This is a genomic window from Aeromicrobium sp. Leaf245 (assembly GCF_942548115.1).
GTDB lineage: Bacteria > Actinomycetota > Actinomycetes > Propionibacteriales > Nocardioidaceae > Aeromicrobium.
Genome location: NZ_OW824151.1, coordinates 2,594,935 through 2,620,015 on the forward strand (window position 1 = coordinate 2,594,935; position 25,081 = coordinate 2,620,015).

The 25,081-nt window shown below is 71.3% G+C and carries 22 protein-coding genes; 6 read left to right on the plus strand and 16 right to left on the minus strand.

Going from position 1 to position 25,081, the window contains the following annotated elements:
• Nucleotides 1–590 precede the first annotated feature (590 nt).
• The 3 genes from NBW76_RS12690 to NBW76_RS12700 form a co-directional block, all read right to left on the minus strand.
• A complete protein-coding gene (locus tag NBW76_RS12690; RefSeq protein WP_056554071.1) occupies nt 591–2,039 on the minus strand; it encodes an aspartate ammonia-lyase in 1,449 nt (482 codons plus the stop codon).
• Nucleotides 2,040–2,192: 153 nt separating this feature from the next.
• Nucleotides 2,193–3,290, minus strand: coding sequence for a branched-chain amino acid aminotransferase (locus tag NBW76_RS12695; protein ID WP_055967192.1), 1,098 nt, complete (start codon nt 3,288–3,290; stop codon nt 2,193–2,195).
• Between the two features lie 85 nt (nt 3,291–3,375).
• Nucleotides 3,376–4,473 carry a 3-isopropylmalate dehydrogenase gene (locus tag NBW76_RS12700; RefSeq protein WP_055967191.1) on the minus strand — a complete coding sequence of 366 codons (1,098 nt, stop codon included), beginning with the start codon at nt 4,471–4,473 and terminating at the stop codon, nt 3,376–3,378.
• Nucleotides 4,474–5,014: 541 nt separating this feature from the next.
• Here NBW76_RS12700 and NBW76_RS12705 point away from each other — a divergent pair.
• Nucleotides 5,015–5,578, plus strand: a complete 564-nt coding sequence (locus tag NBW76_RS12705) for an O-methyltransferase (protein WP_055967188.1) — start codon at nt 5,015–5,017, stop codon at nt 5,576–5,578.
• Here NBW76_RS12705 and NBW76_RS12710 read toward each other — a convergent pair.
• A complete protein-coding gene (locus NBW76_RS12710; protein ID WP_056554068.1) occupies nt 5,559–6,233 on the minus strand; it encodes a YitT family protein in 675 nt (224 codons plus the stop codon). The two genes, NBW76_RS12705 and NBW76_RS12710, sit on opposite strands and share 20 nt — an antisense overlap.
• A gap of 260 nt (nt 6,234–6,493) precedes the next feature.
• On the opposite strand from NBW76_RS12710, the gene NBW76_RS12715 reads away from it, so the two are divergent.
• Nucleotides 6,494–7,924, plus strand: coding sequence for a PLP-dependent aminotransferase family protein (locus NBW76_RS12715; RefSeq protein WP_055967184.1), 1,431 nt, complete (start codon nt 6,494–6,496; stop codon nt 7,922–7,924).
• 55 nt (nt 7,925–7,979) lie between these two features.
• On the opposite strand, the gene ilvC is transcribed toward NBW76_RS12715, so the two are convergent.
• The 7 genes from ilvC to NBW76_RS12750 form a co-directional block, all read right to left on the minus strand.
• Nucleotides 7,980–9,005: a ketol-acid reductoisomerase gene (gene ilvC, locus NBW76_RS12720; RefSeq protein WP_055967181.1), complete on the minus strand. Its 1,026-nt coding sequence runs from the start codon at nt 9,003–9,005 to the stop codon at nt 7,980–7,982.
• Between the two features lie 38 nt (nt 9,006–9,043).
• The gene (gene ilvN / locus NBW76_RS12725) at nt 9,044–9,577 is read right to left on the minus strand and encodes an acetolactate synthase small subunit (protein WP_055967178.1); all 534 of its coding nucleotides are present in this window, start codon (nt 9,575–9,577) and stop codon (nt 9,044–9,046) included.
• A complete protein-coding gene (locus NBW76_RS12730; RefSeq protein WP_055967176.1) occupies nt 9,577–11,364 on the minus strand; it encodes an acetolactate synthase large subunit in 1,788 nt (595 codons plus the stop codon). The genes ilvN and NBW76_RS12730 overlap by 1 nt, the downstream gene beginning before the upstream one ends.
• A 395-nt stretch (nt 11,365–11,759) precedes the next feature.
• Nucleotides 11,760–12,722, minus strand: a complete 963-nt coding sequence (locus NBW76_RS12735; protein ID WP_156364756.1) for a hypothetical protein — start codon at nt 12,720–12,722, stop codon at nt 11,760–11,762.
• A gap of 190 nt (nt 12,723–12,912) precedes the next feature.
• Nucleotides 12,913–14,373 carry an SDR family NAD(P)-dependent oxidoreductase gene (locus tag NBW76_RS12740; RefSeq protein ID WP_056554062.1) on the minus strand — a complete coding sequence of 487 codons (1,461 nt, stop codon included), beginning with the start codon at nt 14,371–14,373 and terminating at the stop codon, nt 12,913–12,915.
• A gap of 5 nt (nt 14,374–14,378) precedes the next feature.
• A complete protein-coding gene (gene ilvD / locus NBW76_RS12745) occupies nt 14,379–16,097 on the minus strand; it encodes a dihydroxy-acid dehydratase (protein ID WP_056554059.1) in 1,719 nt (572 codons plus the stop codon).
• Nucleotides 16,098–16,154: 57 nt separating this feature from the next.
• A complete protein-coding gene (locus NBW76_RS12750; protein WP_056554056.1) occupies nt 16,155–16,754 on the minus strand; it encodes a hypothetical protein in 600 nt (199 codons plus the stop codon).
• Between the two features lie 109 nt (nt 16,755–16,863).
• Here NBW76_RS12750 and NBW76_RS12755 point away from each other — a divergent pair, with 109 nt between their 5' ends.
• Nucleotides 16,864–17,463, plus strand: a complete 600-nt coding sequence (locus tag NBW76_RS12755; protein WP_056554054.1) for a Pycsar system effector family protein — start codon at nt 16,864–16,866, stop codon at nt 17,461–17,463.
• Here the strand turns inward: NBW76_RS12755 and NBW76_RS12760 are convergent.
• Complete coding sequence (locus tag NBW76_RS12760; protein WP_056554051.1) at nt 17,457–18,137, minus strand: transcriptional regulator; 681 nt, start codon at nt 18,135–18,137, stop codon at nt 17,457–17,459. The two genes, NBW76_RS12755 and NBW76_RS12760, sit on opposite strands and share 7 nt — an antisense overlap.
• 56 nt (nt 18,138–18,193) lie before the next feature.
• Here NBW76_RS12760 and NBW76_RS12765 point away from each other — a divergent pair, with 56 nt between their 5' ends.
• The gene (locus NBW76_RS12765) at nt 18,194–19,045 is read left to right on the plus strand and encodes a RimK family alpha-L-glutamate ligase (RefSeq protein WP_056554047.1); all 852 of its coding nucleotides are present in this window, start codon (nt 18,194–18,196) and stop codon (nt 19,043–19,045) included.
• A gap of 75 nt (nt 19,046–19,120) precedes the next feature.
• Nucleotides 19,121–20,017: an alpha/beta fold hydrolase gene (locus NBW76_RS12770; protein ID WP_056554044.1), complete on the plus strand. Its 897-nt coding sequence runs from the start codon at nt 19,121–19,123 to the stop codon at nt 20,015–20,017.
• 12 nt (nt 20,018–20,029) lie between these two features.
• On the opposite strand, the gene NBW76_RS12775 is transcribed toward NBW76_RS12770, so the two are convergent.
• From NBW76_RS12775 to gatC, 4 genes are read right to left on the minus strand one after another with little or no spacing between them, the layout of a single operon-like run.
• Nucleotides 20,030–20,689: a vancomycin high temperature exclusion protein gene (locus tag NBW76_RS12775; RefSeq protein WP_056554041.1), complete on the minus strand. Its 660-nt coding sequence runs from the start codon at nt 20,687–20,689 to the stop codon at nt 20,030–20,032.
• Between the two features lie 39 nt (nt 20,690–20,728).
• Nucleotides 20,729–22,264: an Asp-tRNA(Asn)/Glu-tRNA(Gln) amidotransferase subunit GatB gene (gatB, locus tag NBW76_RS12780; protein ID WP_056554039.1), complete on the minus strand. Its 1,536-nt coding sequence runs from the start codon at nt 22,262–22,264 to the stop codon at nt 20,729–20,731.
• A complete protein-coding gene (gatA, locus tag NBW76_RS12785; protein ID WP_056554036.1) occupies nt 22,261–23,757 on the minus strand; it encodes an Asp-tRNA(Asn)/Glu-tRNA(Gln) amidotransferase subunit GatA in 1,497 nt (498 codons plus the stop codon). Before gatA ends, gatB begins: the two co-directional genes overlap by 4 nt.
• Nucleotides 23,757–24,056 carry an Asp-tRNA(Asn)/Glu-tRNA(Gln) amidotransferase subunit GatC gene (gene gatC, locus NBW76_RS12790; protein ID WP_055967141.1) on the minus strand — a complete coding sequence of 100 codons (300 nt, stop codon included), beginning with the start codon at nt 24,054–24,056 and terminating at the stop codon, nt 23,757–23,759. The genes gatA and gatC overlap by 1 nt, the downstream gene beginning before the upstream one ends.
• Nucleotides 24,057–24,145: 89 nt before the next feature.
• Between gatC and ppk2 the strand changes: the two genes are divergently transcribed.
• Nucleotides 24,146–25,042, plus strand: a complete 897-nt coding sequence (gene ppk2, locus NBW76_RS12795) for a polyphosphate kinase 2 (RefSeq protein WP_200914534.1) — start codon at nt 24,146–24,148, stop codon at nt 25,040–25,042.
• Nucleotides 25,043–25,081: the final 39 nt, after the last annotated feature.

A 25,081-nucleotide genomic window follows, 5' to 3' on the forward strand; every position in this document is an offset into this window, starting at 1 on the left:
ACGCGGTCCGGGTTCTCGGGCTGTGGCGGGTGCTGGTCGGACGCAGGAATCTGCGTTCACGCGTGGGGGACGCACGATCCTGCGTTCGCGTGTGGGGGACGCAGGATGCTGCGTTCGCGCGCTGGGAGGCGAACGCTTCTGCGTTCGTGTCGGGATCCGGTCGTGAACGCAGCATCGTTCGGGCCTGCGCACGTGAACGCAGCATCGTGGCCGCCTGGCCGCGCGGGCTGGCAGGGATTCTCCCTTCCCGTGGACCGGTCCACGAGAAGGAAGAATCCTTGACCCTGCGCCGTCGTCATCGGTGGATCCTCAACGTCTGCGGGCCGTCTGCGGTGGAGGATCCACCGATGGCACGCACGAACGAAGAATCCTGCGCCGATCACGCGCAAAGGAAGAATCGTGCGTCACCCGCAGCACCAGACCGGACCCCGAGACGCCGGACCAGCGCCCGCCCAGCCGTTCGGTCGAGGCACTTTCGGGGGCCGACCCCGGCGCGAGCCGAAGCAGCGCACCAGCACGTCGAGACGAAACCAGGCAGCGCAGCACCTAGCCCAACACGGCTGCACGCAGCGCAGCCGCAGGACGGTCGGTCAGGCGCGAGGCGTCAGGTTGGCGAGCACCTCGGGCTGCAGGATCGCGTGCAGCTGCTCCGGCGGGAGCAGCTTCTTCTCCAGCACCAGCTCGGCCACGCCGCGTCCGGTCGCCAGCGCCTCCATCGCGACCTCGGTGGCCGCGGCGTACCCGATGAACGGGTTGAGGGCGGTGACGAGGCCGATCGAGTTCTCGACCTCCTGGCGCAGCAGCTCCTCGTTGGCGGTGATCCCGTCGACGCAGCGACGCGCGAGCACCAGCATGGCCTCGCGCATGCGGTAGATGCCCGACGAGAGCGAGTAGCAGATGACCGGCTCGAAGGCGTTGAGCTGCAGCTGACCACCCTCGGCCGCCATCGTGACCGTGACGTCCATGCCGATGACCTGGAACGCCACCTGGTTGACCACCTCGGGGATCACCGGGTTCACCTTGCCGGGCATGATGCTCGAGCCGGCCTGCACCGCCGGCAGGTTGATCTCGTTGAGACCCGCTCGCGGACCCGACGAGAGCAGACGCAGGTCGTTGCAGATCTTGCTGATCTTCACCGCGATGCGCTTGAGCACGCCCGACAGCTGGACGAACGCGCCGCAGTCCTGCGTGGCCTCGATGAGGTCGACGGCGCTCACGAGCGGCAGCCCGGTCATGCGCGCCAGGTGCTCGCAGGCGATGGGCACGTAGCCGACCGGCGCGTTGAGCTGGGTGCCGATCGCCGTCGCACCGAGGTTGATCTCGTGCAGCATCGCCACCGCCTCGGTGAGGCGGCTGTGGTCCTCGCCGAGCATCACCGCGTAGGTGGAGAACTCCTGGCCGAGCGTCATCGGGACCGCGTCCTGCAGCTGGGTGCGGCCCATCTTCAGCACACCGCGGAACTCCTCGGCCTTCGCGGCGAACGACGCCTGCAGCACGAGCATCGCGTCGAGCAGGGAGTGGGTCGCCAGGATGATCGCGATCTTGACGGCCGTCGGGTACACGTCGTTGGTGGACTGGCTCAGGTTGACGTGCTCGTTGGGGTGGACCCGGGCGTAGTCACCCTTGGTGTGGCCCAGGATCTCGAGCGCACGGTTGGCGATGACCTCGTTGGCGTTCATGTTCGTGGACGTGCCCGCGCCACCTTGCATGACGTCGACGACGAACTGGTCGTGCAGCTCCCCGGCCCTGATCTCCTCGCACGCCTGCTCGACGGCACGGAAGCGCTCGTCGTCGAGCAGCCCGAGCTGGTGGTTGGTGGTCGCGGCGGCCTGCTTGACCGCCGCGAGCGCCTCGATCAGGAACGGGCTCTGGCCGATCGGGATGCCGGTGATGGGGAAGTTCTCGGTGGCGCGCAGCGTGTGGACGCCCCAGTAGGCGTCGACGGGGACGTCGCGGTCGCCGATGAGGTCGTGCTCGCGTCGCGTGGTGCGGTCCGGTGCCGCCGGCTGCTCCGCAGCCCGGCTGGTCGAGAGCGTCATGTCGTCCTTCCGTCGCAGGGACGGGCCGAGGGTGGGGTCCGCCGCTGGTTCTCGTGGGTCACGTCGCGGGATCGCCGCAGGTGACCGTGGTCACACCCATCTGACCAGAACGACCCCGGGCGCGCCAGCACCCGGGGTCGTGTCGTGCGCGGTTCAGTCTGTGACCGGGCGCATCCAGTTGTGCCGGTCCTCGGCGCGGCCGTACTGCACGTCGACGAGGGCGGAGCGGATGTCCAGGGTGACCTTGCCGGCCCCGCCGTCGCCGGCCACCGCCTCGCCGCCGTCCCACTTGAGCACGCCCACGGGCGTGACGACGGCAGCGGTGCCGCAGGCGAAGACCTCGGTGATGGTGCCGTCGGCGGTGCCCTCGCGCCACTCCTCGATGCTCACCCGACGCTCGACGACCTCGTGGCCGAGGTCGCGGGCGATCTGGAGGATCGAGTCGCGGGTGATGCCCTCGAGGATCGAGCCCGAGAGCTCGGGGGTGACGATCGACCCGTCGGACTGGACGAAGTACAGGTTCATCCCTCCGAGCTCCTCGACCCAGCGGTGCTCGACCGAGTCCAGGAAGGCGACCTGCTGGCAACCGTGCGCGGTGGCCTCCTGCTGCGGGAGCAGGCTCGCGGCGTAGTTGCCGCCGCACTTGGCCGCGCCCGTGCCGCCCGCACCGGCACGCGAGTACTCCGAGGACAGCCAGATGGAGACCGGCTCGACGCCGCCGGGGAAGTACGCACCGGCCGGTGAGGCGATGACGCAGTAGGTGACGTGCTGGCTCGGACGCACCCCGAGGAAGACCTCGGAGGCGAACATGAACGGACGCAGGTACAGGCTCGTCTCGCCACCCTGGGGCACCCAGCTGCGGTCGGCCTCGACCAGCGCGCCGATGGAGCCGAGGAACCAGTCCTCTGGCAGCTGGGGCAGCGCGAGTCGCTGCGCCGAGCGCTGGAGCCGCGCCGCGTTCTGCTCGGGGCGGAACACCCGGATCGACCCGTCGGCCCACGCGTAGGCCTTGAGCCCCTCGAAGATCTCCTGCGCGTAGTGCAGGACCGCGGTCGCGGGGTCGAGCTGCAACGGACCGTAGGGCACGACGCGCGCGTCGTGCCAACCGGCCTCGGGCGTCCACTCGGTGAGGAACATGTGGTCGGTGAAGTGGTTGCCGAAGCCCGGCGAGGCGAGGATCGCCTCCCGTTCGGCGTCCGTCCGGGCAGCCTGGTTGAGCTCGAGGGTGCTGGCGAACGGTGCGGTGGTCATGCTGGACACGGTAGTCCTTCCGGGGTCGAGGGGGCACGGCCCCTCGGGGCCCCCGTGGGGTCCCCGACGGGGCTCGCGGTGGGGGTCAGCCCACCGCTACGCCCTCGGCCGCTGCCGCGCTGGCGCGCGCGGCGATGGCCTCCCCCACCTCCTCGGTGCTGCGCGGGGCGGCGTCGTGGGCACCCGCCCCACGAGCAGCGATGTCGGCCTCGACGGCCTGGCTGACCTGGTGGGCGGCCTCGGGGTGGCCGAGGTGCTCGAGCAGCAGCGCGCCCGACAGGATGGCCGCCGTCGGGTCGGCCTTGGACTGACCCGCGATGTCGGGTGCGGACCCGTGCACCGGCTCGAACATGCTCGGAGCCGTGCGGTCGGGGTTCACGTTGCCGCTCGCCGCCAGGCCGATGCCACCGGTGACCGCGGCTGCGAGGTCGGTGAGGATGTCGCCGAACAGGTTGTCGGTGACGATCACGTCGAAGCGCCCCGGGTCGGTCACGAGGAAGATCGTGGCGGCGTCGACGTGCAGGTAGTCGACACTCACCTCCGGGAACTCCCGGCCCACCGCGTCGACGGTGCGGCTCCAGAGGTGACCGGCGTGCACGAGCACGTTGTTCTTGTGCACGAGCGTGAGCTTCTTGCGCGGACGCGCCTGCGCTCGGGCGAACGCGTCTCGCACGACGCGCTCCACGCCGAAGGCGGTGTTCACGCTCACCTCGGTCGCCAGCTCGTGCGGCGTGCCCACGCGGATGGCCCCGCCGTTGCCGACGTACGGCCCCTCGGTCCCCTCGCGCACGACCACGAAGTCGATGGGCCCGCGGTCGGTGACCTGGGGTCCGAGCGGCGTGGGAACGCCGGGGTACAGCGTGCTGGGCCGCAGGTTGACGTAGTGGTCGAGCTCGAAGCGCAGCCGCAGCAGCAGTCCTCGCTCGAGCACGCCCGACGGGACGCTCGGATCGCCCACGGCGCCGAGCAGGATCGCGTCGTGGCCGCGGATCTCCTCCAGCACCGCGTCCGGGAGGGTCTCCCCGGTGGCGTGGTATCGGCGCGCACCCAGGTCGTACTCGACCGTGTCGAACGACAGGTCGTGCTGGGCCGCCACGGCGCGCAGCACCGTGAGGGCCTGGGTGGTGACTTCGGGACCGATGCCGTCGCCGGGGACGACGGCGAGCGAGTAGGAGCGCGTCATGGCCTCATCCTAGAAGTCGCGTCTCATGATCTGAAACCGCGGTCCCAGAGGATGGACGTCGCGGAGCCGTCATCAGTTGTCGTCGGGACGCTCGGACGGCTCGGCGGCAGGGGTCACGGCGTCGTCGCGCAGGTGGGCAGGTCCCCACTCGATCGGGTAGCTGTTCATGGTCTCTCCTGAGGTCGTGCTGGATCGGACGGACGGGTTCCATCGAGACGATGGGCGGGTCCGGCACCGGTCCGACTGCTCCACGGGCGACGACATCCGAGGGTGATCGGATGGATCAGGAGAGGGAACCAGGTCGTGATCCCCGTGCGAGGCGATTCAAGCCTGCGGCGGAACAGTCGGGCCAAACGCCAAACTCCGCGGCAGGGTGGGCCCTACGAGGCCCTGCCGCGGCAAGCGATGACTACGAGCTGCTTCCGCATGATGGGACCAGGATACGGCCAGCCACGTCGACCGCAGGGCAGGTTGTCCTGCGTGTCTCGCCCGATGAGACGGCGGAGGTCGGCGCCGCGCGCACGGGTGCCAGACTGGCGAGGTGAGCGCTCCTTCGCAGATCCCCGACCTCGTGGCGCGGTCGCTCGACCTCGCCCGTCAGCGGGGGTTCATCACGTCGACCCGCCACGAGACGGGCCGACTCCTGGCGGCGCTCGCCGCGTCTCGCGAGGGCACGCTCGCCGAGCTGGGCACCGGCACCGGCGTCGGCTCGGCCTGGCTGTCCAGCGGCGCACCCAAGGCCGCCAGGATCGTGAGCGCCGAGCTCGATCCCTCCCTCGCGGGCGACGTCCAGAAGATCTTCGCCGACGTCGACAACGTCGAGATCGTCGCGGGCGACTGGTCGACGCTCGAGCAGTACGCCCCGTTCTCGTTGCTGTTCGTCGACGTGCGCGAGGTCATGGAGCAGATCGACGTGCTGGCCGACCTGATGCAGCCCGGCGGCATCGTGGTGCTCGACGACTTCGTGCCATCGGTCCACTGGCCACCGATCGTCGACGGTCAGGTCGACGTGGTGCGCGAGCAGTGGCTGACCGACGACCGGTTCGCCGCGGTCGAGCTGCTCATCGACGAGGGCGCGTCCCTCGTCATCGCGACACGTCGTTGACCGGTTCCGGACCAGGCGCCGAGGCGCCGGGCCGCTCGGGCCGGCGCACCTGCGTGAGCGGCAGGAACAGCTGCACCACGGGACCGATCGCGAGCGCGTAGAGCACGGTGCCGACGCCCACGGTGCCCCCGAGGACGAACCCGACCACGAGCACCGTGACCTCGAGGCTGGTCCGCACGAGCCGCACGCTGCGACCGGTGCGCCGCACGATCCCGGTCCAGAGTCCGTCGCGCGGCCCGGTCCCGAGGTCCGCCCCGATGTAGAGGGCCCCGGCGATCCCGTTGCCCACCACGCCGACGAGGAGGAAGCCGACCTGGACGCCGAGCGTGTCGGGCGTCGGGAGCAGGGCGAGCGTGACGTCGACGGCGATGCCGATCAGCACCACGTTGAGCACCGTGCCGATGCCGGGGCGCTGACGCAGCGGGACCCACAGGAGCAGCAGCACCGCACCCACCAGGATCACCACCTGGCCGAACGTGAGGGGCAGGTGATGCGTCAGCCCTTCGTGGAACACGTCCCAGGGGTCGAGGCCGAGACCGGACTCCACCAGCAGGGCCATGGTGGCCCCGTAGAGCCACAGACCGATCACGAGCTGCACCATGCGACGCGTCATCCGCCGCCCTCGAAGGGCGCGAGCGAGGTTCACCGTGGCCATGAGCGCATCCTCTCCTGGTCGTCACTGACGAGCGGAGGCGGTCGCAGGCCGAGCCCGTCACCGGCCAGGACACGCATGCCGACCGCCAGCCCCAGAAGAGCCGACGGCACCAGGACGAGGAGGAGCCAGAAGGTGATCATGAGCCGAGCCTGGACCGCAGGTGGCCTGATCGACCAGAGCCACTTCGCGGATCATGGACGCAGCCACTCGAGGTCAAGTGGCCCTTTCGGTCAGGTCCAATCATCCCGCATGCTGGTGGTGTGGACCCCAGCACCTCCGCCTTCCGGCTCGCCGCCATGATCGGGACGTTGCCCGACGGACCGGCCTACCGCAACCTCGCGGACACGATCCGTCTGCTGGTCGTCGACGGCCGCCTGCTCGACGGCACCCGGCTGCCCAGCGAGCGCTCGCTGGCCCAGGCCATGGGGCTGAGTCGCACCACGACGACCCGCGCGTACGACGAGCTGCGTCGCCGTGGCGTGCTCCACTCCCGCCAGGGAAGCGGCAGCGTGCTCCGGGTGCCGACGAGCTCCACCACCGCCAGCAGCCTCATCGTCGATCCCGACGACCCCGACACCATCGCCCTGACCTTCTCCGCCCCCACCGGCCCGTCCGGCCTCACCCGGGCCTTCGGCGCCGCCGCCGAGCAGCTCCCGTCACTCCTCACGACGTCGGGCTACCTGCCCGACGGACTGCCCGCGCTGCGCGAGGTGATCGCCGAGGGGTACGTCGCCGCAGGGCTGCCGACGGACCCGGACCAGATCATCGTCACCAACGGGGCACAGGGTGCGATCTCGCTGATCGGTCGCACGTTCGGCCGACCCGGTGCCGGTCTGCTCGTGGAAGGCACCAGCTACCCGCACGGCGTCGAGTCGCTGACCGGCTTCGGCTACCGCACCACTCCCCTGCCCATCGGCGAGGACCCGTGGGACGCCGACGCGGCCGCAGCGGCCGCACCCCACGTGGAGGCCGCGTACCTGATCCCCGACTTCCACAACCCCACCGGTGCCGTCATGCCCGTGGAGACACGACTCCGGCTCGCCCACACGCTGCGCCGGCACCAGGTGCTCACGGTCGTGGACGAGTCGATGCGTCGGCTCGACCTCGCCGGGGAGGGGCTGCCCGCGTCGTACGCCGCGCACGACCCGGACGCGATCGTCGTCGACTCCCTGTCGAAGGTCCTCTGGGGTGGGCTGCGGATCGGCTGGATCCGCGCGCCCCGCCGTCACGTGACAGCCCTGCTCCAGTCGCGCATGCGCCACGACCTCGGCACCGCCGCGTTCGACCAGCTCGTGGCCGCCGAGGTGCTCCGCCACGACCAGCACCTGTTCGACGAGGCCGTGGTGCGACTGCGCCGACAGCGCGCCGCCATGGTCGAGGCGCTGGCCGCCCACCTCCCGGACTGGGACGTGCCCGTGCCGCCCGGTGGGCCGAACCTCTGGGTCGGTCTCCCCTCACGCTCGTCGAGCCGGCTCGTCGCCGCGGCCGCGCAGGAGGGGCTGCTGCTCACGCCCGGTCCTCGGTTCACGCTCGGCGCTCCCAGCGCCGGCGAACGTCGGCTCCGGCTGCCCTGCACCTCCGCCGAGCACGTGGGCGTCGAGGCCGTCCAGCGCCTCGCCCGTGCCTGGTCGGCCGTCGTCTCCGGTCGACGCTGCGAGCCGACCGGCACGAGGGTCGACCTCATCGCCTGACGCAGGAAGGCCCCCGTCCGAGGGACGGGGGCCTTCCTGCTGCGAGGTGGGGCGATCAGCGAGCTGCCGAACCCTCGACGTAGTCGTCGTCGGACTGCTTCCACGAGAAGTGGGAGCGCAGCACCTTGCCGGTGGCCTCGATCGGGTGACCGGCCTCCTGCTCGCGCAGGGCGAGGAACTCCGGGGCGCCGGCGTCCTGGTCGTCGATGAAGCGCTTGGCGAACGTGCCGTCCTGGATGTCGGCGAGCACGGCCTGCATGCGCTCCTTGACCGAGGAGTCGACCACACGCGGTCCGGAGACGTAGTCGCCGTACTCAGCGGTGTCGGAGATGCTCCAGCGCTGCTTGGCGATGCCGCCCTCCCACATGAGGTCGACGATGAGCTTGAGCTCGTGCAGCACCTCGAAGTAGGCGATCTCCGGCTGGTAGCCGGCCTCGGTGAGGGTCTCGAACCCGGCCTGCACGAGGTGCGACATGCCGCCGCACAGCACGGCCTGCTCGCCGAAGAGGTCGGTCTCGGTCTCCTCGGTGAAGGTCGTCTTGATGACACCGGCGCGGGCGCCGCCGATGGCCTTCGCGTACGAGAGGGCGAGGTCCCAGCCCTGGCCGCTGGCGTCCTGCTCGACGGCGATGATGTCCGGGATGCCGCGGCCGGCGACGAACTCGCGGCGCACGGTGTGGCCGGGAGCCTTCGGCGCCACCAGCAGCACGTCGACACCGGCGGGCGGCTTGATGTAGCCGTACCGGATGTTGAAGCCGTGGCCGAACACGAGCGCGTCGCCGTCGACGAGGTTGGGCTCGATGGACTCGGCGTACACGTGACGCTGCACCTGGTCGGGGGTCAGCACGACGATGACGTCGGCCTCCTCGACGGCGTCGGCGACGCTGAGCACGCGCAGGCCCTCGGCCTCGGCCTTGTCGCGGCTCTTGGAGCCTTCGGCGAGGCCGACGCGGACGTCGACGCCGGAGTCGCGCAGGTTCAGGGCGTGGGCGTGTCCCTGGCTGCCGTAGCCGATGACGGCAACCTGCTTGCCCTGGATGATGCTGAGGTCTGCGTCGTCGTCGTAGAACAACTCGGCCACTGGTATCTCCTCGTGTCGTGGATGGGTTCGTGGGGTGGTCAGGCGCTCTGGTGGCCCGGCACCGTCCGCAGCGTGCGGTCGGTGATGGACCGTGCGCCGCGTCCGATCGCGACGCGACCGGACTGGGCGATCTCGCGGATGCCGAACGGCTCGAGCACGTTGAGCATGGCCGTCAGCTTGCCCGAGTCGCCCGTCGCCTCGATGGTGACGGCATCGGTGGACACGTCGACGACCTTGGCACGGAACAGCTGCACGGTCTCGAGCACCTGTCCACGGGTCTGCGCGTCCGTGCGCACCTTGATGAGCATGAGCTCGCGCTCGACCGCCGACGCCGAGTCCAGCTCGACGATCTTCAGCACGTTCACGAGCTTGTTGAGCTGCTTGGTGACCTGCTCGAGAGGCAGCTCGTCGACGTTGACGACGATCGTCATGCGGGAGATCTCGGGGATCTCCGTGGGCCCGACCGCGAGCGAGTCGATGTTGAACCCGCGCCGCATGAACAGGCTCGAGACGCGGGCCAGGACGCCCGGGGTGTTCTCCACCAGGACGCTGAGCGTGTGCTGCGTTGTCATCAGAGGTCCTCGTCGTCCCACTCGGGCGCCATGTCGCGCGCGATCTTGATGTCGTCGTTGCTCGTGCCGGCCGCGACCATCGGCCAGACCATGGCGTCGCGCTCGACCACGAAGTCGATGACGACGGGGCGGTCGGTGATCGCCATGGCCTCCTTGATGACGGTGTCGAGCTGGTCCTCGCTGTCGCAGCGCAGGCCCACGCACCCGTAGGCCTCCGCGAGCTTCACGAAGTCGGGGATGCGGCGCGCACCGATGGACTCCGGACCGGTGTTGAGGTCGGTGTTGGAGTAGCGACCCTCGTAGAACAGGGTCTGCCACTGGCGCACCATGCCGAGCGAGGAGTTGTTGATGACCGCGACCTTGATCGGGATGCCCTCGATGGCGCAGGTGGCGAGCTCCTGGTTGGTCATCTGGAAGCAGCCGTCGCCGTCGATCGCCCAGACGACCGAGTCGGGCAGCCCGACCTGGGCGCCCATCGCGGCCGGGACGGCATAGCCCATGGTGCCGGCGCCACCGGAGTTCAGCCACTGGCGCGGGCGCTCGAAGTCGATGAAGTGCGTCGACCACATCTGGTGCTGTCCGACCCCGGCCGCGTAGGTGGCGTCGGGTCCGGCGATGGCGCTGATCCGCTCGATGACGGTCTGCGGCGCGAGCCCCTCGGACGGCTTGTCGTAGCCGACCGGGAACCGGCCCTTGGTCGAGAGCATCCGCTCGCGCCAGGGTCCGTACTCCCCCTGCACGCCGGTCTCCTCGGCCTGCTTGCGCAACGTGACCACGAGGTCGGCGATGACCTCGCGGCAGTCGCCGACGATCGGCACGTCGACCTCGCGGTTCTTGCCGATCTCGGCCGGGTCGATGTCGGCGTGGATGACCTTGGCCCCGGGGGCGAACGTGTCGAGGTTGCCCGTGACCCGGTCGTCGAAGCGCGCGCCGAGCGAGATCAGCAGGTCGGACTTCTGCAGCGCTGCCACCGCGGCCACGGTCCCGTGCATGCCCGGCATGCCGAGGTTCAGCTCGTGGGAGTCGGGGAACGCGCCGCGCGCCATGAGCGTGGTGACCACGGGGATCTGCGTCAGCTCGACCAGCATGGCCAGCTCGGCCGCGGCGTCGGCCTTGATGACGCCGCCTCCGACGTAGAGCACCGGCCGCTCGGCGGCCGCGATGAGCCGTGCCGCCTCGCGCACCTGCTTGCCGTGCGGGCGGGTCGTGGGCCGGTAGCCCGGCAGGGCGAGCTCGTTCGGCCAGTGGAACGTCGTCGCGGCCTGCAGCGCGTCCTTCGCGATGTCGACGAGCACCGGCCCCGGACGTCCGGTGCCCGCGATGTGGAAGGCCTCGGCGACCACGCGCGGGATCTCGGCGGGGTCGGTGACCAGGTAGCTGTGCTTGGTGATCGGCATCGTGATGCCGCGGATGTCGGCCTCCTGGAAGCCGTCGGTGCCGATGAGGCTCGACGACACCTGACCGGTGATCGCGACGACCGGCACGGAGTCCATGTAGGCGTCGGCGATGGCCGTCACGAGGTTCGTGGCACCCGGGCCCGAGGTCGCCATGCAGACGCCGACGCGGCCGGTGACCATGGCGTACCCCTGCGCGGCATGCCCGGCGCCCTGCTCGTGACGCACCAGAACGTGCCGGATGCTCGAGTCGAACAGCGGGTCGTAGGCAGGCAGGATCGCACCGCCGGGGATGCCGAAGATGACCTCGACGCCGGCGTGCTCGAGGGAGCGGACGAGGCTCTGCGCACCCGTCAGCGTCTCGGTGCTCGGCCTCGTGACCTGTTCCGTCATCGGTCGTTCCTCGCTTCGGTCCACGGTTCTCGGGTGTTCTGGGCTGGGTGTTCCGGGTGGTGGTCGTGCTGCCGCCGGTCGCTCGTGACGCCGACCCGACGGTGTCCTCGCATGAAAAAACCCTCCGGCCAATGATGGCGTACGGAGGGTGACGCGAGACGGCGGGTCGTCGCGTCAGACATCTACTACGAGCAGCATGGCGTGCACCGTCCCAGTCTCGCCCTCGCCCGGGGCGTGGTCAAGTACTGAGACGCGACGTACCAGCATCCGGACTGGTCCCTCTTCCGCCCACGGCCCGGAACCCCCGCCGGGCCCTCTTCCGCCCACGGCCCGGAACCCCCGCCGGGCCCTCTTCCACCCACGGCCCGGAACCCCCGGCCGGGGGCGGCACCGCGTCAGCGGACCTTGCGCGTCGTCGTGCGCACCGTGGCCTTGGCGTAGCCCGGGGCGGTGGCGACCACGCGGACGCTCACCCGGTCACCGCGGAGCTTCTTGCGCAGCGTCAGGCGAGGGCTGGTCGAGGTCGCCACCCGACGACCGTCGGCGTACCAGACGTGGGTGACCTTGGTCCCCGGCGCGGCCCAGCACCGCGACCGACTGGCGACGAGGGTGCGGCCGACCTTGGCCTTGCCGGTCAGGGTGACCCGCGAGCACGGGGCGTTGCGGCCCTGCACGACCACCGCGGTGCTCGCGCTCGTGTCGTTCGACGTGGTCGTGTTGGACAGGTCCACCCCGACGCGGACCGAGAGCGAGCGCCCGAGCTGGCTCGCCGTGGGCGCGAAGGTGCGATCCGTGGCCCCGGCGACGGGCCTGCCGTCGGCGAGCCACTGGAAGGTGAACAGGTCGTCGGTGACCGGCATCGGTCCACCGAACCAGTCGTCCTCGACCGTCCACTCCTGCGGGTCCGCCGTGAGGGTCCATCCCACCTTCGGCGTGCCCTTGACGTAGGGCCTCCAGGTGGCGGTGGCTCGGCGCGGGAGGTTGCTGCCGTCGAACCGGACGACGTCGAGTCCGTCGAGGTCACGACCCGCACGGACGTCCACGACCGTGGCCTCGTCCTCGCGCAGCGTCCCGCCGAGCCACATCGCGGGGATGCCCGACCTCTCCTCGGCCGGGACGGCGCGGATCCGGTAGCGGCCGTCACGGACGCCGGCCAGTCGGTAGGAGCCGTCGCTCGCGACAGCGGTGTCGACCTGGTCACCGGCACCGTCGTCGGGGACGGCCGTGACCGTCCACGGCGTGGCGTCCCAGGCGCTGCCGTCGGCCTGGACGAGCCGTCCCGCAAGGTTTGCCCCGGAGTCGTCGGCCGCCGCGGGGCCAGCCACCAGCGCCACTGCCACGAGGACGGGTGCGACCACGACCACGACCATCCGACCCAGGCGTCCGACGCCCCGACCGAACCTCGACCTGCTCGACATGGCGGCCCTCCCCTGCTCTCCGCTCTTGGAGAGTAGGGCGCCCCAGGACGCTGACGCCGCTCCGCGGATCTTTCCGGGACCAAAGCCGGCGAAGTCCATGACCTAGGTCAAGTGGACCGTCCGGCCACGCTCACCAGGGTGAGACGTCGTAGTCCTTGAGGAAGACGCCGTGCACGTCCTCGCCCGCCTCGCCCCGCACGATCGGGTCGTACACGCGCGCCGCACCGTCGACCAGGTCGAGGGGAGCCTTGAAGCCTTCCTCCGCCAGGCGGACCTTCGTGGTGTGCGGCCGTTCGTCGGTGATCCAGCCCGTGTCGACCGCGGTCATGAGGATGCCGTCGGACTCCAGCATCTCGCCCGCGCTCGTGCGCGTGAGCATGTTGAGCGCGGCCTTGCTCATGTTCGTGTGGGGGTGCCCGGGTCCCTTGTACCGCCGGGAGAACTGTCCTTCCATCGCCGAGACGTTCACGACGTACGTGCGCCGCGCGGGAGAGGCCGCGAGCGCAGGCCGCAGGCGGCTGATCAGCAGGAACGGCGCCGTCTGGTTGCACAGCTGGACCTCGAGCAGCTCCAGCGCGTCGACCTCCGAGACGGTCTGCACCCAGCTGTTCGTGTCGACGACGTCGGGCACCAGTCCCCCGGCGTCGATCCGGCTGAGGTCGGCCGACCCCGCGGTAAGCGCTTGCTCCAGACGATGGGTCCGCTCGGTGAGCGCGTCCGCCGTCGAGGCGTCGCCGGCCAGCACGGGGTGCGACTCGACCGAGCCGACGAGTGCGGCGGGGTGCAGGTCGCTCGTGTGGCCAAACGTGACGAGCTCGGGTCCGCCTGTCTCGTAGGTCAGCCCGGGCGGGAGCGGGGCGTCCTCCGCCTCGGCCAGAGGACCGTACGCGCCCGGCGAGCGACGGACGGTCTGCGCCGCGTTGTTGATGAGGATGTCGAGGTGACCACGGGACGCGAGGTCGTCGGCCAGCCCGACCACCTGTGCCGGGTCACGCAGGTCGATGCCCACCACGCGGAGCCGGTGCATCCAGTCGGCGCTGTCGGGCAGCCCGGCGAACCGCCGCACCGCGTCGCGCGGGAACCGGGTCGTGATCGTGGTCTCGGCGCCGTCGCGCAGCAGCCGCAGCGCGATGTACATGCCGATCTTCGCGCGACCGCCGGTCAGCAGCGCCCGACGCCCCGCGAGGTCGGTGCGCGCATCCCGCTTGGCGTGGCTCAGGGCCGCGCACTCCGGGCAGAGCTGGTGGTAGAACGCGTCGACCAGCGTGAACTTGCGCTTGCAGACGTAGCAGCCGCGAGGCACCTGCAGGACCCCGGCGGTCGCTCCGCGGGCCGTGGACGTCAGGGCGATCCCGGCGGTCTCGTCGTCGATGCGCTGCGCCGAGCCCGTGGCGGTCCGCTCCACGACCTCACGATCGGCTGCGGCCGTCGCGTCCCGCGCCGCCTTGCGACGCTGCTTCTTGACGTCCTTGTAGAACCGACCGCAGGCACGACGCAGCGCGACGTACGACGCGTCGTCCTCGGTGAGGTGCTGCGCCTCACCGAGCACCTTCAGGGCGGTGGCGAGCTCCTCGTCGGTGAAGTCGGCCACTCCTGCTACCCGGTGACGGCGCCGTGCGCCGCGGAGCTGACCAGCTTGCGGTACTTGGCGAGCACGCCGGACGTGTACTTCGGGGCCATGGGCTCCCAGCCGACCTTGCGACGCTCGAGCTCGTCGTCGTCGATCTCCACCTCGAGGGTCCGGTTGGCGACGTCGAGCGTGATCGGGTCGCCGTCGGCCACGAAGGCGATCGGTCCACCGTCGACCGCCTCGGGCGCCACGTGCCCGACGCACAGGCCGGTCGTGCCGCCGGAGAAGCGGCCGTCGGTGAGCAGCAGGACGTCCTTGCCCAGGCCTGCGCCCTTGATGGCGCCGGTGATCGCGAGCATCTCCCGCATGCCCGGACCGCCCTTCGGACCCTCGTTGCGGATGACCACGACGTCGCCGGCGGCGATGGTGCCGTCCTCCAGCGCGTCCATGGCGGCGCGCTCGCCGTCGAAGACCCGCGCCGTCCCGGTGAAGACGTCGGAGTCGAAGCCGGCGCTCTTGACCACGGCTCCCTCGGGCGCGAGCGAGCCGCGCAGGATCGTGAGGCCGCCCGTCTTGTGGATCGGTGCGTCGAGCGGGCGGATGATGTCGCCGTCCAGACCCAGGTCGATGTCAGCCAGGTTCTCAGCCATGGTGCGACCGGTGACCGTCATGACGTCGCCGTGCATGAGCCCCGCGTCGAGCAGCGCCTTCATGATCACGGGGATGCCGCCGACCTTGTCGACGTCGTTCATGACGTAGCGGCCGAAGGGCTTGAGGTCGCCCAGGTGGGGCACCTTGTCCCCGACCCGGTTGAAGTCGTCGAGCGTGAGCGGGACGCCGGCCTCGCGGGCGATCGCGAGCAGGTGCAGCACGGCGTTGGTGGAGCCGCCGAGCGCCATGACGACGGTGATGGCGTTCTCGAACGCCTCGAGCGTCATGATGTCGCGTGCGGTGATGCCGCGACGCAGCAGCTCGACGACGGCCTCGCCGGACTTCTCGGCGTAGTCGTCACGACGGCGGTCGGGCGCCGGCGGGGCGGCCGAGCCGGGCAGGCTCATGCCGAGCGCCTCGGCGGCCGAGGCCATCGTGTTGGCGGTGTACATGCCGCCGCACGCGCCCTCGCCCGGGCAGATCGCCCGCTCGATGCGGTCGACCTCCTCGCGGGTGATGAGACCGCGCATGCAGGCGCCGACGGCCTCGAAGGCGTCGATGATCGTGACGTCCTTGCCGTCGACGTTGCCCGGCATGATCGAGCCGGCGTAGAGGAACACGCTGGAGAGGTCGAGCCGGGCGGCGGCCATGAGCATGCCGGGCAGGCTCTTGTCGCAGCCGGCCAGCAGCACGGAGCCGTCGAGTCGCTCGGCCATCATGACCGTCTCGACGGAGTCGGCGATCACCTCGCGGCTCACCAGCGAGAAGTGCATGCCCTCGTGACCCATGCTGATGCCGTCGGAGACGCTGATGGTGCCGAACTCGAGCGGGTACCCGCCCGCGGCGTGCACGCCGGTCTTCACGGACTTGGCGAGCCGGTCGAGCGAGAGGTTGCAGGGCGTGATCTCGTTCCAGCTCGACGCGACGCCGATCTGCGGCTTCACCCAGTCGTCGTCGCCCATGCCGACGGCACGCAGCATGCCGCGCGCGGCGGTCTTCTCCAAGCCGTCGGTGACGTCGCGGCTGCGGGGCTTGATGTCGACGCCGGGCTCCGGCGTCGGGGCAGGACGGCTCTCGGGGGTCTCGCTGGGCATGGGCTGATCCTACGACCGGGGTCTGCGACCCCGTCCCCGGCTGCCACCGACACCCGGTCAGGAGGTCGCGGCGTCGGCGCGGGCGAGCAGTCGGACGGCCAGGGCGCGTAGGCGGTCCTCGTCGTCGCGACGCGCGACCTGCAGGCGAGCGCTCATGGCCTGGGGCGAGATGCCGAGATGCTCGGCGGCTGCTCGCTGCGTGGCGTGGCGCCGCACCTCGTCGACCGCCTCCTGGCCGTCCGGCGACCGGTCCACGACGAGCCGGCCCAGCACCTGCAGGACGGTCTCGGCGTCGAGGGCGTCCTGGGCGTCGCGACCCTCACCCGCCTCCAGCGCCACGCCCGCGGTGCACCGTGCCGCTCGCTCGACCGCGATCCGAGCCGCGAAGAGCGCTGGACCCCGAGCGGCGCGGACCGAGGGCGGTGTCGGCGAGTCGACGTCCCCGACCCCCACCCCGATCCACCAGCGGCCGGTGCGGGCCACCTGGGTGACCACCTCGACCGCGACGTCCGGCACCGAGACGAGGCCCTGGACCTCGTCGCCCACGGTGCGCTCGAACGCGCGGACGGTCTCGGCGCCGGCGAGGAGGTCGAGGAGCCCCGGCACCCCGTCGTCGGACAGCCGGCTCCCCCGCTGGTCGATGGTGAGGGCGTACATGGATGCAGTCTATCAACCCATGAGCCTTGATTCATGTGAATCAAGCCCTGAGGCTTGATTATGCGGCGGGGTGTCGCCACCCCGTGGCACGATGGCGCGAGGAGATGCCATGACCGATGCGACCGACGACGTCAGCCGACGCCCGACCACCGGCGACGCGCCTTCGCCTGCGCCCGAGCCCGCCGACGTCACCGCGCCCGACCACGACAGAGCGGTCGGGGCCGGGCCGCTCGCGGTCGAGCTCAGCATCCTCGCCGAGGCCCGCAACGAGGTGGGCGCCGCCGACCACAAGGCGTCCATGGTGCTGGCCGTCCTCGGCATCGGCTTCGGTGCGCTGCTCGCGGGCCTGCTGGCCCGGGACTGGAGCCCGGCGGAGCTCGAGCCGTTCGGACGCGTCGTCTGGACCGTGGGCGCACTGCTCGCGGGCGGGTCCGTCGGTGCTGCCGCGTGCGCGGTCTGGCCTCGCTTCACCGTTCCCCCGCCGTCGGCGCACGTGTACTACTGGGGGCACGTGGCGGCCTTCGCCTCCCGTGACGACCTGGACGAGACCCTCGACGCCCACCCGCCGACGCTGCCCGCCCGCACCCGGCACCAGCTCTACGAGCTGTCGCGGATCGTGGCGCGCAAGTACCACTGGGTGAGGGTGGCGATGCGCCTCGCGGGCGCCTCGGTGCCGTTCTTCCTGCTCGCCGCCCTCACCGGCTACTGAGGGTCGGGGCCGGCCACCGCGCCCTGGAGCAGCAGCGCGTGGGCGTGCAGCACGGCGTAGGCGCCGCTGCGACGCAGGTTCTGCGAGACCGCGGAGGGGCTGATGCCCTCGCGCTCGGCCAGCTCGGCCTGGGTGCGCCCGTCGAGCACACCGCGCAGGAGGCGACGGGAGCGGACCGGCATGCCCGTCACGATCTCGTCGCGCAGCAGCAGGAACGCGTCGACGTACGCCTGGTCGGGGCGGTCCGGGTCGGCGGGTGCGTCCGGCGCGACGACGAACCAGGTGCGCAGCGTCCGGTCCCGCGCGATCTCGCGGGCCTTCGCCTCGTCGATGGCGTCGCGTGCCGCCCACCATCCGGGGCCGTCCTGGAGCAGCCCCACCACACCCGTTCCCAGGTGCTGCACGGCCCCCACCCCGATCCCGGCCCGCGCATCGAGCGCCTCGGGCAGCTCCAGACGGAGCAGCAGGGTGGCCCGCAAGGCCTCCTCGACCGTGCGGTACCGGGCCTGGGCCTCATCACCCAGTGTCGGCTCGAGGGGTTGCTCGGCAGGTACCGCGTCGTTGACCGCCGCCAGGGCCTGCGTGAACACCCGGTGCACCCAGGCGCGATCACCGTGGCGACGCGACCCGACGAGGTCCACGATCACCGTCACCCGCGTGTGAACCTCGACCATGGAGATAAGCATATGCGTTCAGGTAAGACAAAACCTGGACCTGGCAGGATGGGGTGATGCGCATCGCTTGGGCCTGCGGGGCCGACTTCCGCGAGGTCGATGCCGACCTCCCCCTGCTCACCGCCGCTGTCGCGGAGGTCGGGATCGACGCCGAGACCGCCGTCTGGGACGACCCCGACGTCGACTGGGGCTCCTACGACCTCGTGGTCGTGCGCTCGTGCTGGGACTACGTCCCGCGGCGCGAGGCGTTCCTCGCCTGGGCCGACAGCGTGCCTCGGCTGGCGAACCCGGCCGGCGTGCTGCGCTGGAACACCGACAAGACGTACCTGCGGCAGCTCGTCGAGGCCGACGTGGCCGTGGTCGAGACGGCCTGGTCCGTCCGGTCCGCCGAGGCGTTGCCCGAGGCCGACGAGTGGGTCGTGAAGCCGACCATCTCCGCCGGATCCGCCGACACGGCGCGCTGGAGCGACCCCGAGCGGGCCGTCGCCCACAGCCGCAGCCTGCTCGACGCCGGCCGGCCGACCATGGTCCAGCCGTACGTCGCCTCCGTCGACACCGAGGGCGAGACCGGTCTGCTGCTCTTCGGCCCGACGTACTCCCACGCCTTCCGCAAGGGCGCACTGCTCGTGGACGAGGGTGATCCACGCGGGCTGCCCGAGCTGAAGGAGGACATCGCGTCGAGGGACGCCTCACCCGAGCAGGTGGCCTTCGCCGAGCGCGCGGTGTCGGTGGCACGCGACCTGGTGGGCGACGACCTGCTCTACGCCCGGGTGGACGTGGTGACCGGACCCGACGGCGACCTGCGACTCATGGAGCTCGAGCTGACCGAGCCGTCGTTCTTCCTCGACCACACCCCCACCGGCGCGGCGGCGTTCGCGACCGCCCTGCAGGGTCGGCTCGGCGCCTAGGGTGGTTCGGCCGCGAGGCACCGGTTCCGGCGAACGCGTTGCGGGCGGGGGCCGGAGGAGGCAGGATCGACGCCCGTGACCTCGACTCCCGGACTCGTGCGCTTCTACGACGTGACGAGTGCCGACGGCACGCGCCTGAGGGCCTGGACGAACGACGCCGAAGGCCCCACCGTGCTCCTGTGCAACGGGCTGGGGACCAACCCCTACGCGTGGCCCACGCTGCTGCGTCCGGACTGCGGCGTGCGCGTCGTCTCGTGGAACCACCGCGGCGTCGGCGGGTCGGCCCGACCCAAGGACGGCCGGGTCGATCTCGACGCGTACGTGGAGGACGCCCTGGCGGTCATGGACCACGCCGGGATCGAGTCGGCCCCCCTGCTGAGCTGGTCGGCCGGGGTGACCGTGGCCTTCGAGCTGGCCGGGCGCCACCCCGACAGGGTGAGGGGGATCCTGGCCGTCGCGGGCGTGCCGGGCAACACCTTCGGCACGATGCTCGCACCGCTGCACGTCCCGCCGTTCCTGGCGCGCCAGCTGATGGTCGGCCTGGCGCGCATCACCACCGTGACCGGGCACGGCATCGCCCCCCTCACGACCCGGATCCCGTGGACGCGTTCCACCACCAACATCCTGCGTCGCACCCGACTCATCGACCCCGCGGCCGACACCGCGGAGCTGCAGGCGATGGTGAAGGAGTTCTGCACGACCCACCCCGCCTGGTACGCGAAGCTCGCGCTCGGCGTGGCCGAGCACTCCCGCGTCTCGCTCTCCTCGATCGACGTGCCCACCACGTTCGTCTCCGGCCGGTGGGACGTGCTCACGGGCGCCCGCGACATGTACACCGCGTCGCAGGCCGTGAAGCGCTCCCGCTACCGCGAGCTCGACGCCACGCACTTCATCCCGGTCGAGCAGCCCGAGGTCGTGCGCGAGGAGCTGCGGATGCTGCTCGAGCGCATCGACGCGCTGCGCGGAGCCTGAGGCCGCACCCGCTCAGGCCGGCTCGTCCGCCCACGAGGCGCGGCCGTCACCGGTGATGGGGATGGCCGGGCCCGGGGTGACCCGGGGCCGGAACGTCGCCTCGCCGAGGCCGCGGACGCGGGCGATCCACTCGCGCGCACGTCGACCGCCCTCGCTGACGACGTAGCCCTCGACGTCGAGACCGGCCGCGACGCCCAGGTCGACCGTCCGTGCCGCGTACACGCCCTGGGTGACGACGATCGCGTCCTCGACCCCGAACACGTCCCGGGCGCGCCGCATGGTGTGCCACGTGCTGAATCCCGCGTAGTCGGTGAAGACGTCGGCCGCGGGCACGCCGGCCTCGAGCACGGCCAGACGCATCGCGTCGGGCTCGTTGTAGGTGCTGGTGCCGTTGTCGCCCGACAGGAGGATCTTCTCGACGAGGCCCGCGTCGTGGAGGGCCACGGCAGCGCGCACGCGCTCCTCGACGGGCCGTCCGAGCGTGCCGTCCGGATAGACGCCGGCACCCGGCACGATCACGACCTGGGCCGGGCCGAGGTCGTCGACGTCACGCGTCAGGTCGTCGGAGGTCCGACCCACGACCACGAGGTTCGCGACCACCACCGACGAGCCGACGAGCGCGGTGACGGCGAGACCCGCGATCCGGAGGACGCGCGACGTGGACCGGCTCACGGGCCGACGCCGTCCGGAGCGCTCGTCATCGTGACGGGCTCATCCGCCGAGCTTCTCGAGGATCAGCTCGCGCACGCGCCCGGCGTCGGCCTGGCCCCGCATCTCCTTCATGACGGCGCCGATGAGCGCACCGGCGGCCTGCACCTTGCCGTCGCGGATCTTCTGGGCGACGTCGGGGTTGGCCGCGATGGCGGTGTCGACGGCAGCACCGAGCGCGCCGTCGTCGGACACGACCTCGAGCCCGCGCGCGGTCACGACCTCCTCGGGCGTGCCCTCGCCGGCCAGCACGCCCTCCAGCACCTGTCGGGCGAGCTTGTCGTTGACGCGACCGGAATCGATCAGGGCCTGCACGCCCGCGACCTGCTCCGGCGTGACGCCCAGCTCGTCGAGGCCGGTGCCGGACTCGTTGGCGCGGCGCGCCAGCTCGCCGAGCCACCACTTCTTCGCCGACGCCGGGGTGGCACCGGCCGCGACCGTGGCCACGACGAGCTCCAGCGCGCCGGCGCCCACGGTGTCGCGCATGTCGAGGTCGGTGAAGTCCCATTCCGCCTGCAGCCGCTTGCGTCGCTCGGCCGGCGGCTCGGGCAACGTGCCCCGCAGCTCGTCGACCCAGGCGCGCGACGGCGCGACCGGCGCGAGGTCGGGCTCGGGGAAGTAGCGGTAGTCGTCGGCGTCGGACTTGGGCCGACCCGGCGAGGTGGTGCCGTCGGACTCGTGGAAGTGTCGCGTCTCCTGCAGGATGCTCTGCCCGGCGTCGAGCACGCCCGCGTGCCGAGACACCTCGAAGCGCACCGCCCGCTCGACCGAGCGGAAGGAGTTCACGTTCTTGGTCTCGCTGCGGGTGCCGAGCGTGGACGAGCCAGTGGGCTTGAGCGACAGGTTCACGTCGGCGCGCAGCGAACCCTGGTCCATGCGGGCGTCGGAGACGCCGAGCGCCACCATGAGGTCGCGCAGGTGCTGGACGTAGGCGCGTGCCACGAGCGGGGCCCGGTCGGCTGGCACCTCGATCGTGCGGGTGACGATCTCGATCAGCGGGATGCCGGCCCGGTTGTAGTCGAGCAACGAGTGGTCGGCGCCGTGGATGCGTCCGGTGGCACCGCCGACGTGCAGCGACTTGCCGGTGTCCTCCTCCATGTGCGCGCGCTCGATCTCGATGCGGAACGTCTCCACCCCGCCGTCCGGCAGGGGCACGTCGAGGTCGACGTAGCCGTCGAAGGCGATCGGCTCGTCGTACTGCGACGTCTGGAAGTTCTTCGGCATGTCCGGGTAGAAGTAGTTCTTGCGGGCGAACCGGCACCACTCGGCGATCTCGCAGTTGAGCGCGAGCCCAATGCGGATGGCCGACTCGACCGCCTTGGCGTTCACGACGGGCAGTGCGCCCGGCAGGCCCAGGCAGACGGGGCACACCTGGGTGTTCGGCTCGGAGCCGAACACGGTGGCGCAGCCGCAGAACATCTTCGTGGCGGTGTTCAGCTCGACGTGGACCTCGAGCCCGAGGACCGGGTCGTAGCGCTCGATCGCCTCCTCGAACGGGACGAGCGCCGGTGTGGTCGTGCTGCTGCTCTGGGTGCTCATCGGGTCGCTCCTGCATCGATCTCGCTCAGCTGGGGGGCCGCGACGAGCCGCTCCAGGGCCGCCCCGACGTTGTACAGACGGTCGTCGGCCTGGGCCGGGGCGAGCACCTGCACGCCGACCGGGAGACCCGTGTCGCTCGCGAGCCCGACCGGGAGGCTGAGCCCCGGCACTCCGGCGAGGTTGGCCGGGATGGTCGCGATGTCCTCGAGGTACATGGCCAGCGGGTCGTCGCTCTTCTCCCCCAGGCGCCAGGCCGTGGTGGGAGCGGTGGGCGAGACCAGCACGTCGACCTGCTCGAACGCAGCCGCGAAGTCGCGCGCGACGAGCGTGCGCACCTTCTGCGCCGAGCCGTAGTAGGCGTCGTAGTAGCCGCTCGAGAGGGCGTACGTCCCGAGGATGATGCGGCGCTTGACCTCGTCGCCGAAGCCGGCGTCACGGCTGACGGCCATGACCTGCTCGGCGCTGGGGCCGTCGACGCCGTCGGGCGCGACGCGGACGCCGTACCGCATGGCGTCGAAGCGGGCCAGGTTGCTGGACACCTCGCTCGGCATGACCAGGTAGTAGGCGGCGATGCCGTGCACGAAGCTCGGGCACGAGATCTCGACGACCTCGGCGCCCGCCTTGGCGAGCAGCTCGACGGACTCGTCGAAGCGCTGCTGGACGCCGGGCTGGAAGCCCTCTCCACCGAGCTCCTTCACGACACCGATGCGCAGCCCGGCGACGTCGCCGCGGCGGGCCGCGGCCACGACGTCAGGCGTGGGCGCGTCGATGCTGGTGGAGTCCATCGGGTCGTGTCCGGCGAGCACCTCGTGCAGCAGGGCGGCGTCGAGCACGGAGCGGGCCATCGGGCCGACCTGGTCGAGGCTGCTGGCCATGGCGATGACGCCGTAGCGCGAGACACCGCCGTACGTCGGCTTGACGCCCACGATGCCGGTCATGGCGCCGGGCTGGCGGATGGATCCGCCCGTGTCGGTGCCGAGGGCCAGGGGCGCCTCGTAGCCGGCCACGGCGGCCGCGGACCCACCGCTGGAGCCGCCGGGAATGCGCTCGGTGTCCCAGGGGTTGCGCGCCGGCTTGTAGGCCGAGTGCTCGTTGGACGAGCCCATGGCGAACTCGTCGAGGTTGGTCTTGCCGAGGATCGGCAGACCCGCGGCACGCAGACGGCTGACGACGGTCGCGTCGTAGGGCGGGACCCAGCCCTCGAGGATGCGCGAACCGGCCGTGGTGGGCTGGCCGACGGTGTTGATGAGGTCCTTCACGGCCACCGGGACGCCGGCGAGGGTCGCCAGCTGCTCGCCCGCTGCGCGCCGCGCGTCGACGTCGGCCGCCGTGGCCAGCGCGCCCTCGGCGTCGACGTGCAGGAAGGCGCCGAGCCGCTCGTCGACGTCGGCGATGCGGTCGAGGTGGGCCTGGGTGACGGCCACGGACGTGAGGGTGCCGTCGACGAGGCCGTCGGCGATCTCGGCGGCCTCGAGCCGGGTGAGGTCGCTCATCACTCCTCCCCGAGGATCTGCGGGACGAGGAAGCGCTGCTCCTCGCTCGCCGGGGCACCGGCGAGGGCCTCGTCGGGCGTCAGACCGGGACGGACCTCGTCGGCACGGAACACGTTGCTGATCGGCACCGGGTGGCTCATCGGCTCGACGTCGTCGGCAGCGGCCTCCTGGACGGCAGCGACGTGGTCGAGGATCGCCGGGAGCTCGGCGCCGAGCCGGTCCAGCTCGTCCTCGCTGAGCGAGATGCGCGCGAGGCTCGCCAGGTGGGCGACGTCCTCACGCGAGATGGCCGACGACATGCGTCTCCCTTGCAGGCTCGGGTGCGGGTACCGACCCATCGTAGTGACGTGTCACCTGGCGTTCACCACGCTCCCCTAGCCTCCCGCTCGTGATCGACACCGTGGCCGCCCAGCACCTCACCGACTTCACCGTCGACGACTCCGACGACGACGACCCCGTGCTCCTGGATCCCTCCGGCGTGCCGGTGGACACCTGGCGCGAGGGCTACCCCTACGGCGAGCGACTCGACCGCACGACGTACGACCTGGAGAAGCGGCTGCTGCAGATCGAGCTGATCAAGCTGCAGCGCTGGGTGAAGGACACCGGGCAGCGGGTCGTGATGGTGTTCGAGGGACGCGACGCGGCCGGCAAGGGCGGCACGATCAAGCGGTTCACCGAGAACCTCAACCCGCGCGGCGCCCGCGTGGTGGCCCTCGTGAAGCCGACCGAGCGCGAGCAGGGCCAGTGGTACTTCCAACGCTACGTCCACCACCTGCCGACGACCGGCGAGCTCACGTTCTTCGACCGGTCCTGGTACAACCGCGCCGGTGTCGAGCGGGTGATGGGCTTCTGCACGCCCGACCAGTACACCGAGTTCCTCAAGCAGGCGCCGGCGTTCGAGAAGATGCTCGTCAACGACGGCATCCACGTCGTGAAGTTCTGGTTCTCGGTCTCGCGCGCGGAGCAGCTGACCCGGTTCACCATCCGCCAGATCGACCCGGTGCGGCAGTGGAAGCTCTCCCCCATGGACCTCGCCTCCCTCGACAAGTGGGACGCCTACACCGAGGCCAAGGAGGCGATGTTCCGCAGGACGGACACGAAGCACTCCCCCTGGACCGTCGTGAAGAGCAACGACAAGAAGCGTGCCCGTCTGGAGGCCATGCGCCACGTGCTGCACCGCTTCGACTACCCCGGCAAGGACCACGAGGTCGTCCGCATCCCCGACCCGCTCGTCGTGGGCGCGGCGGCCGACCTCTTCGACCCGGACGACGCCGACGTGGACTGAGTGCCGCTCGTCGGTCGCGCCCGCTGGACAGGCGCGGCC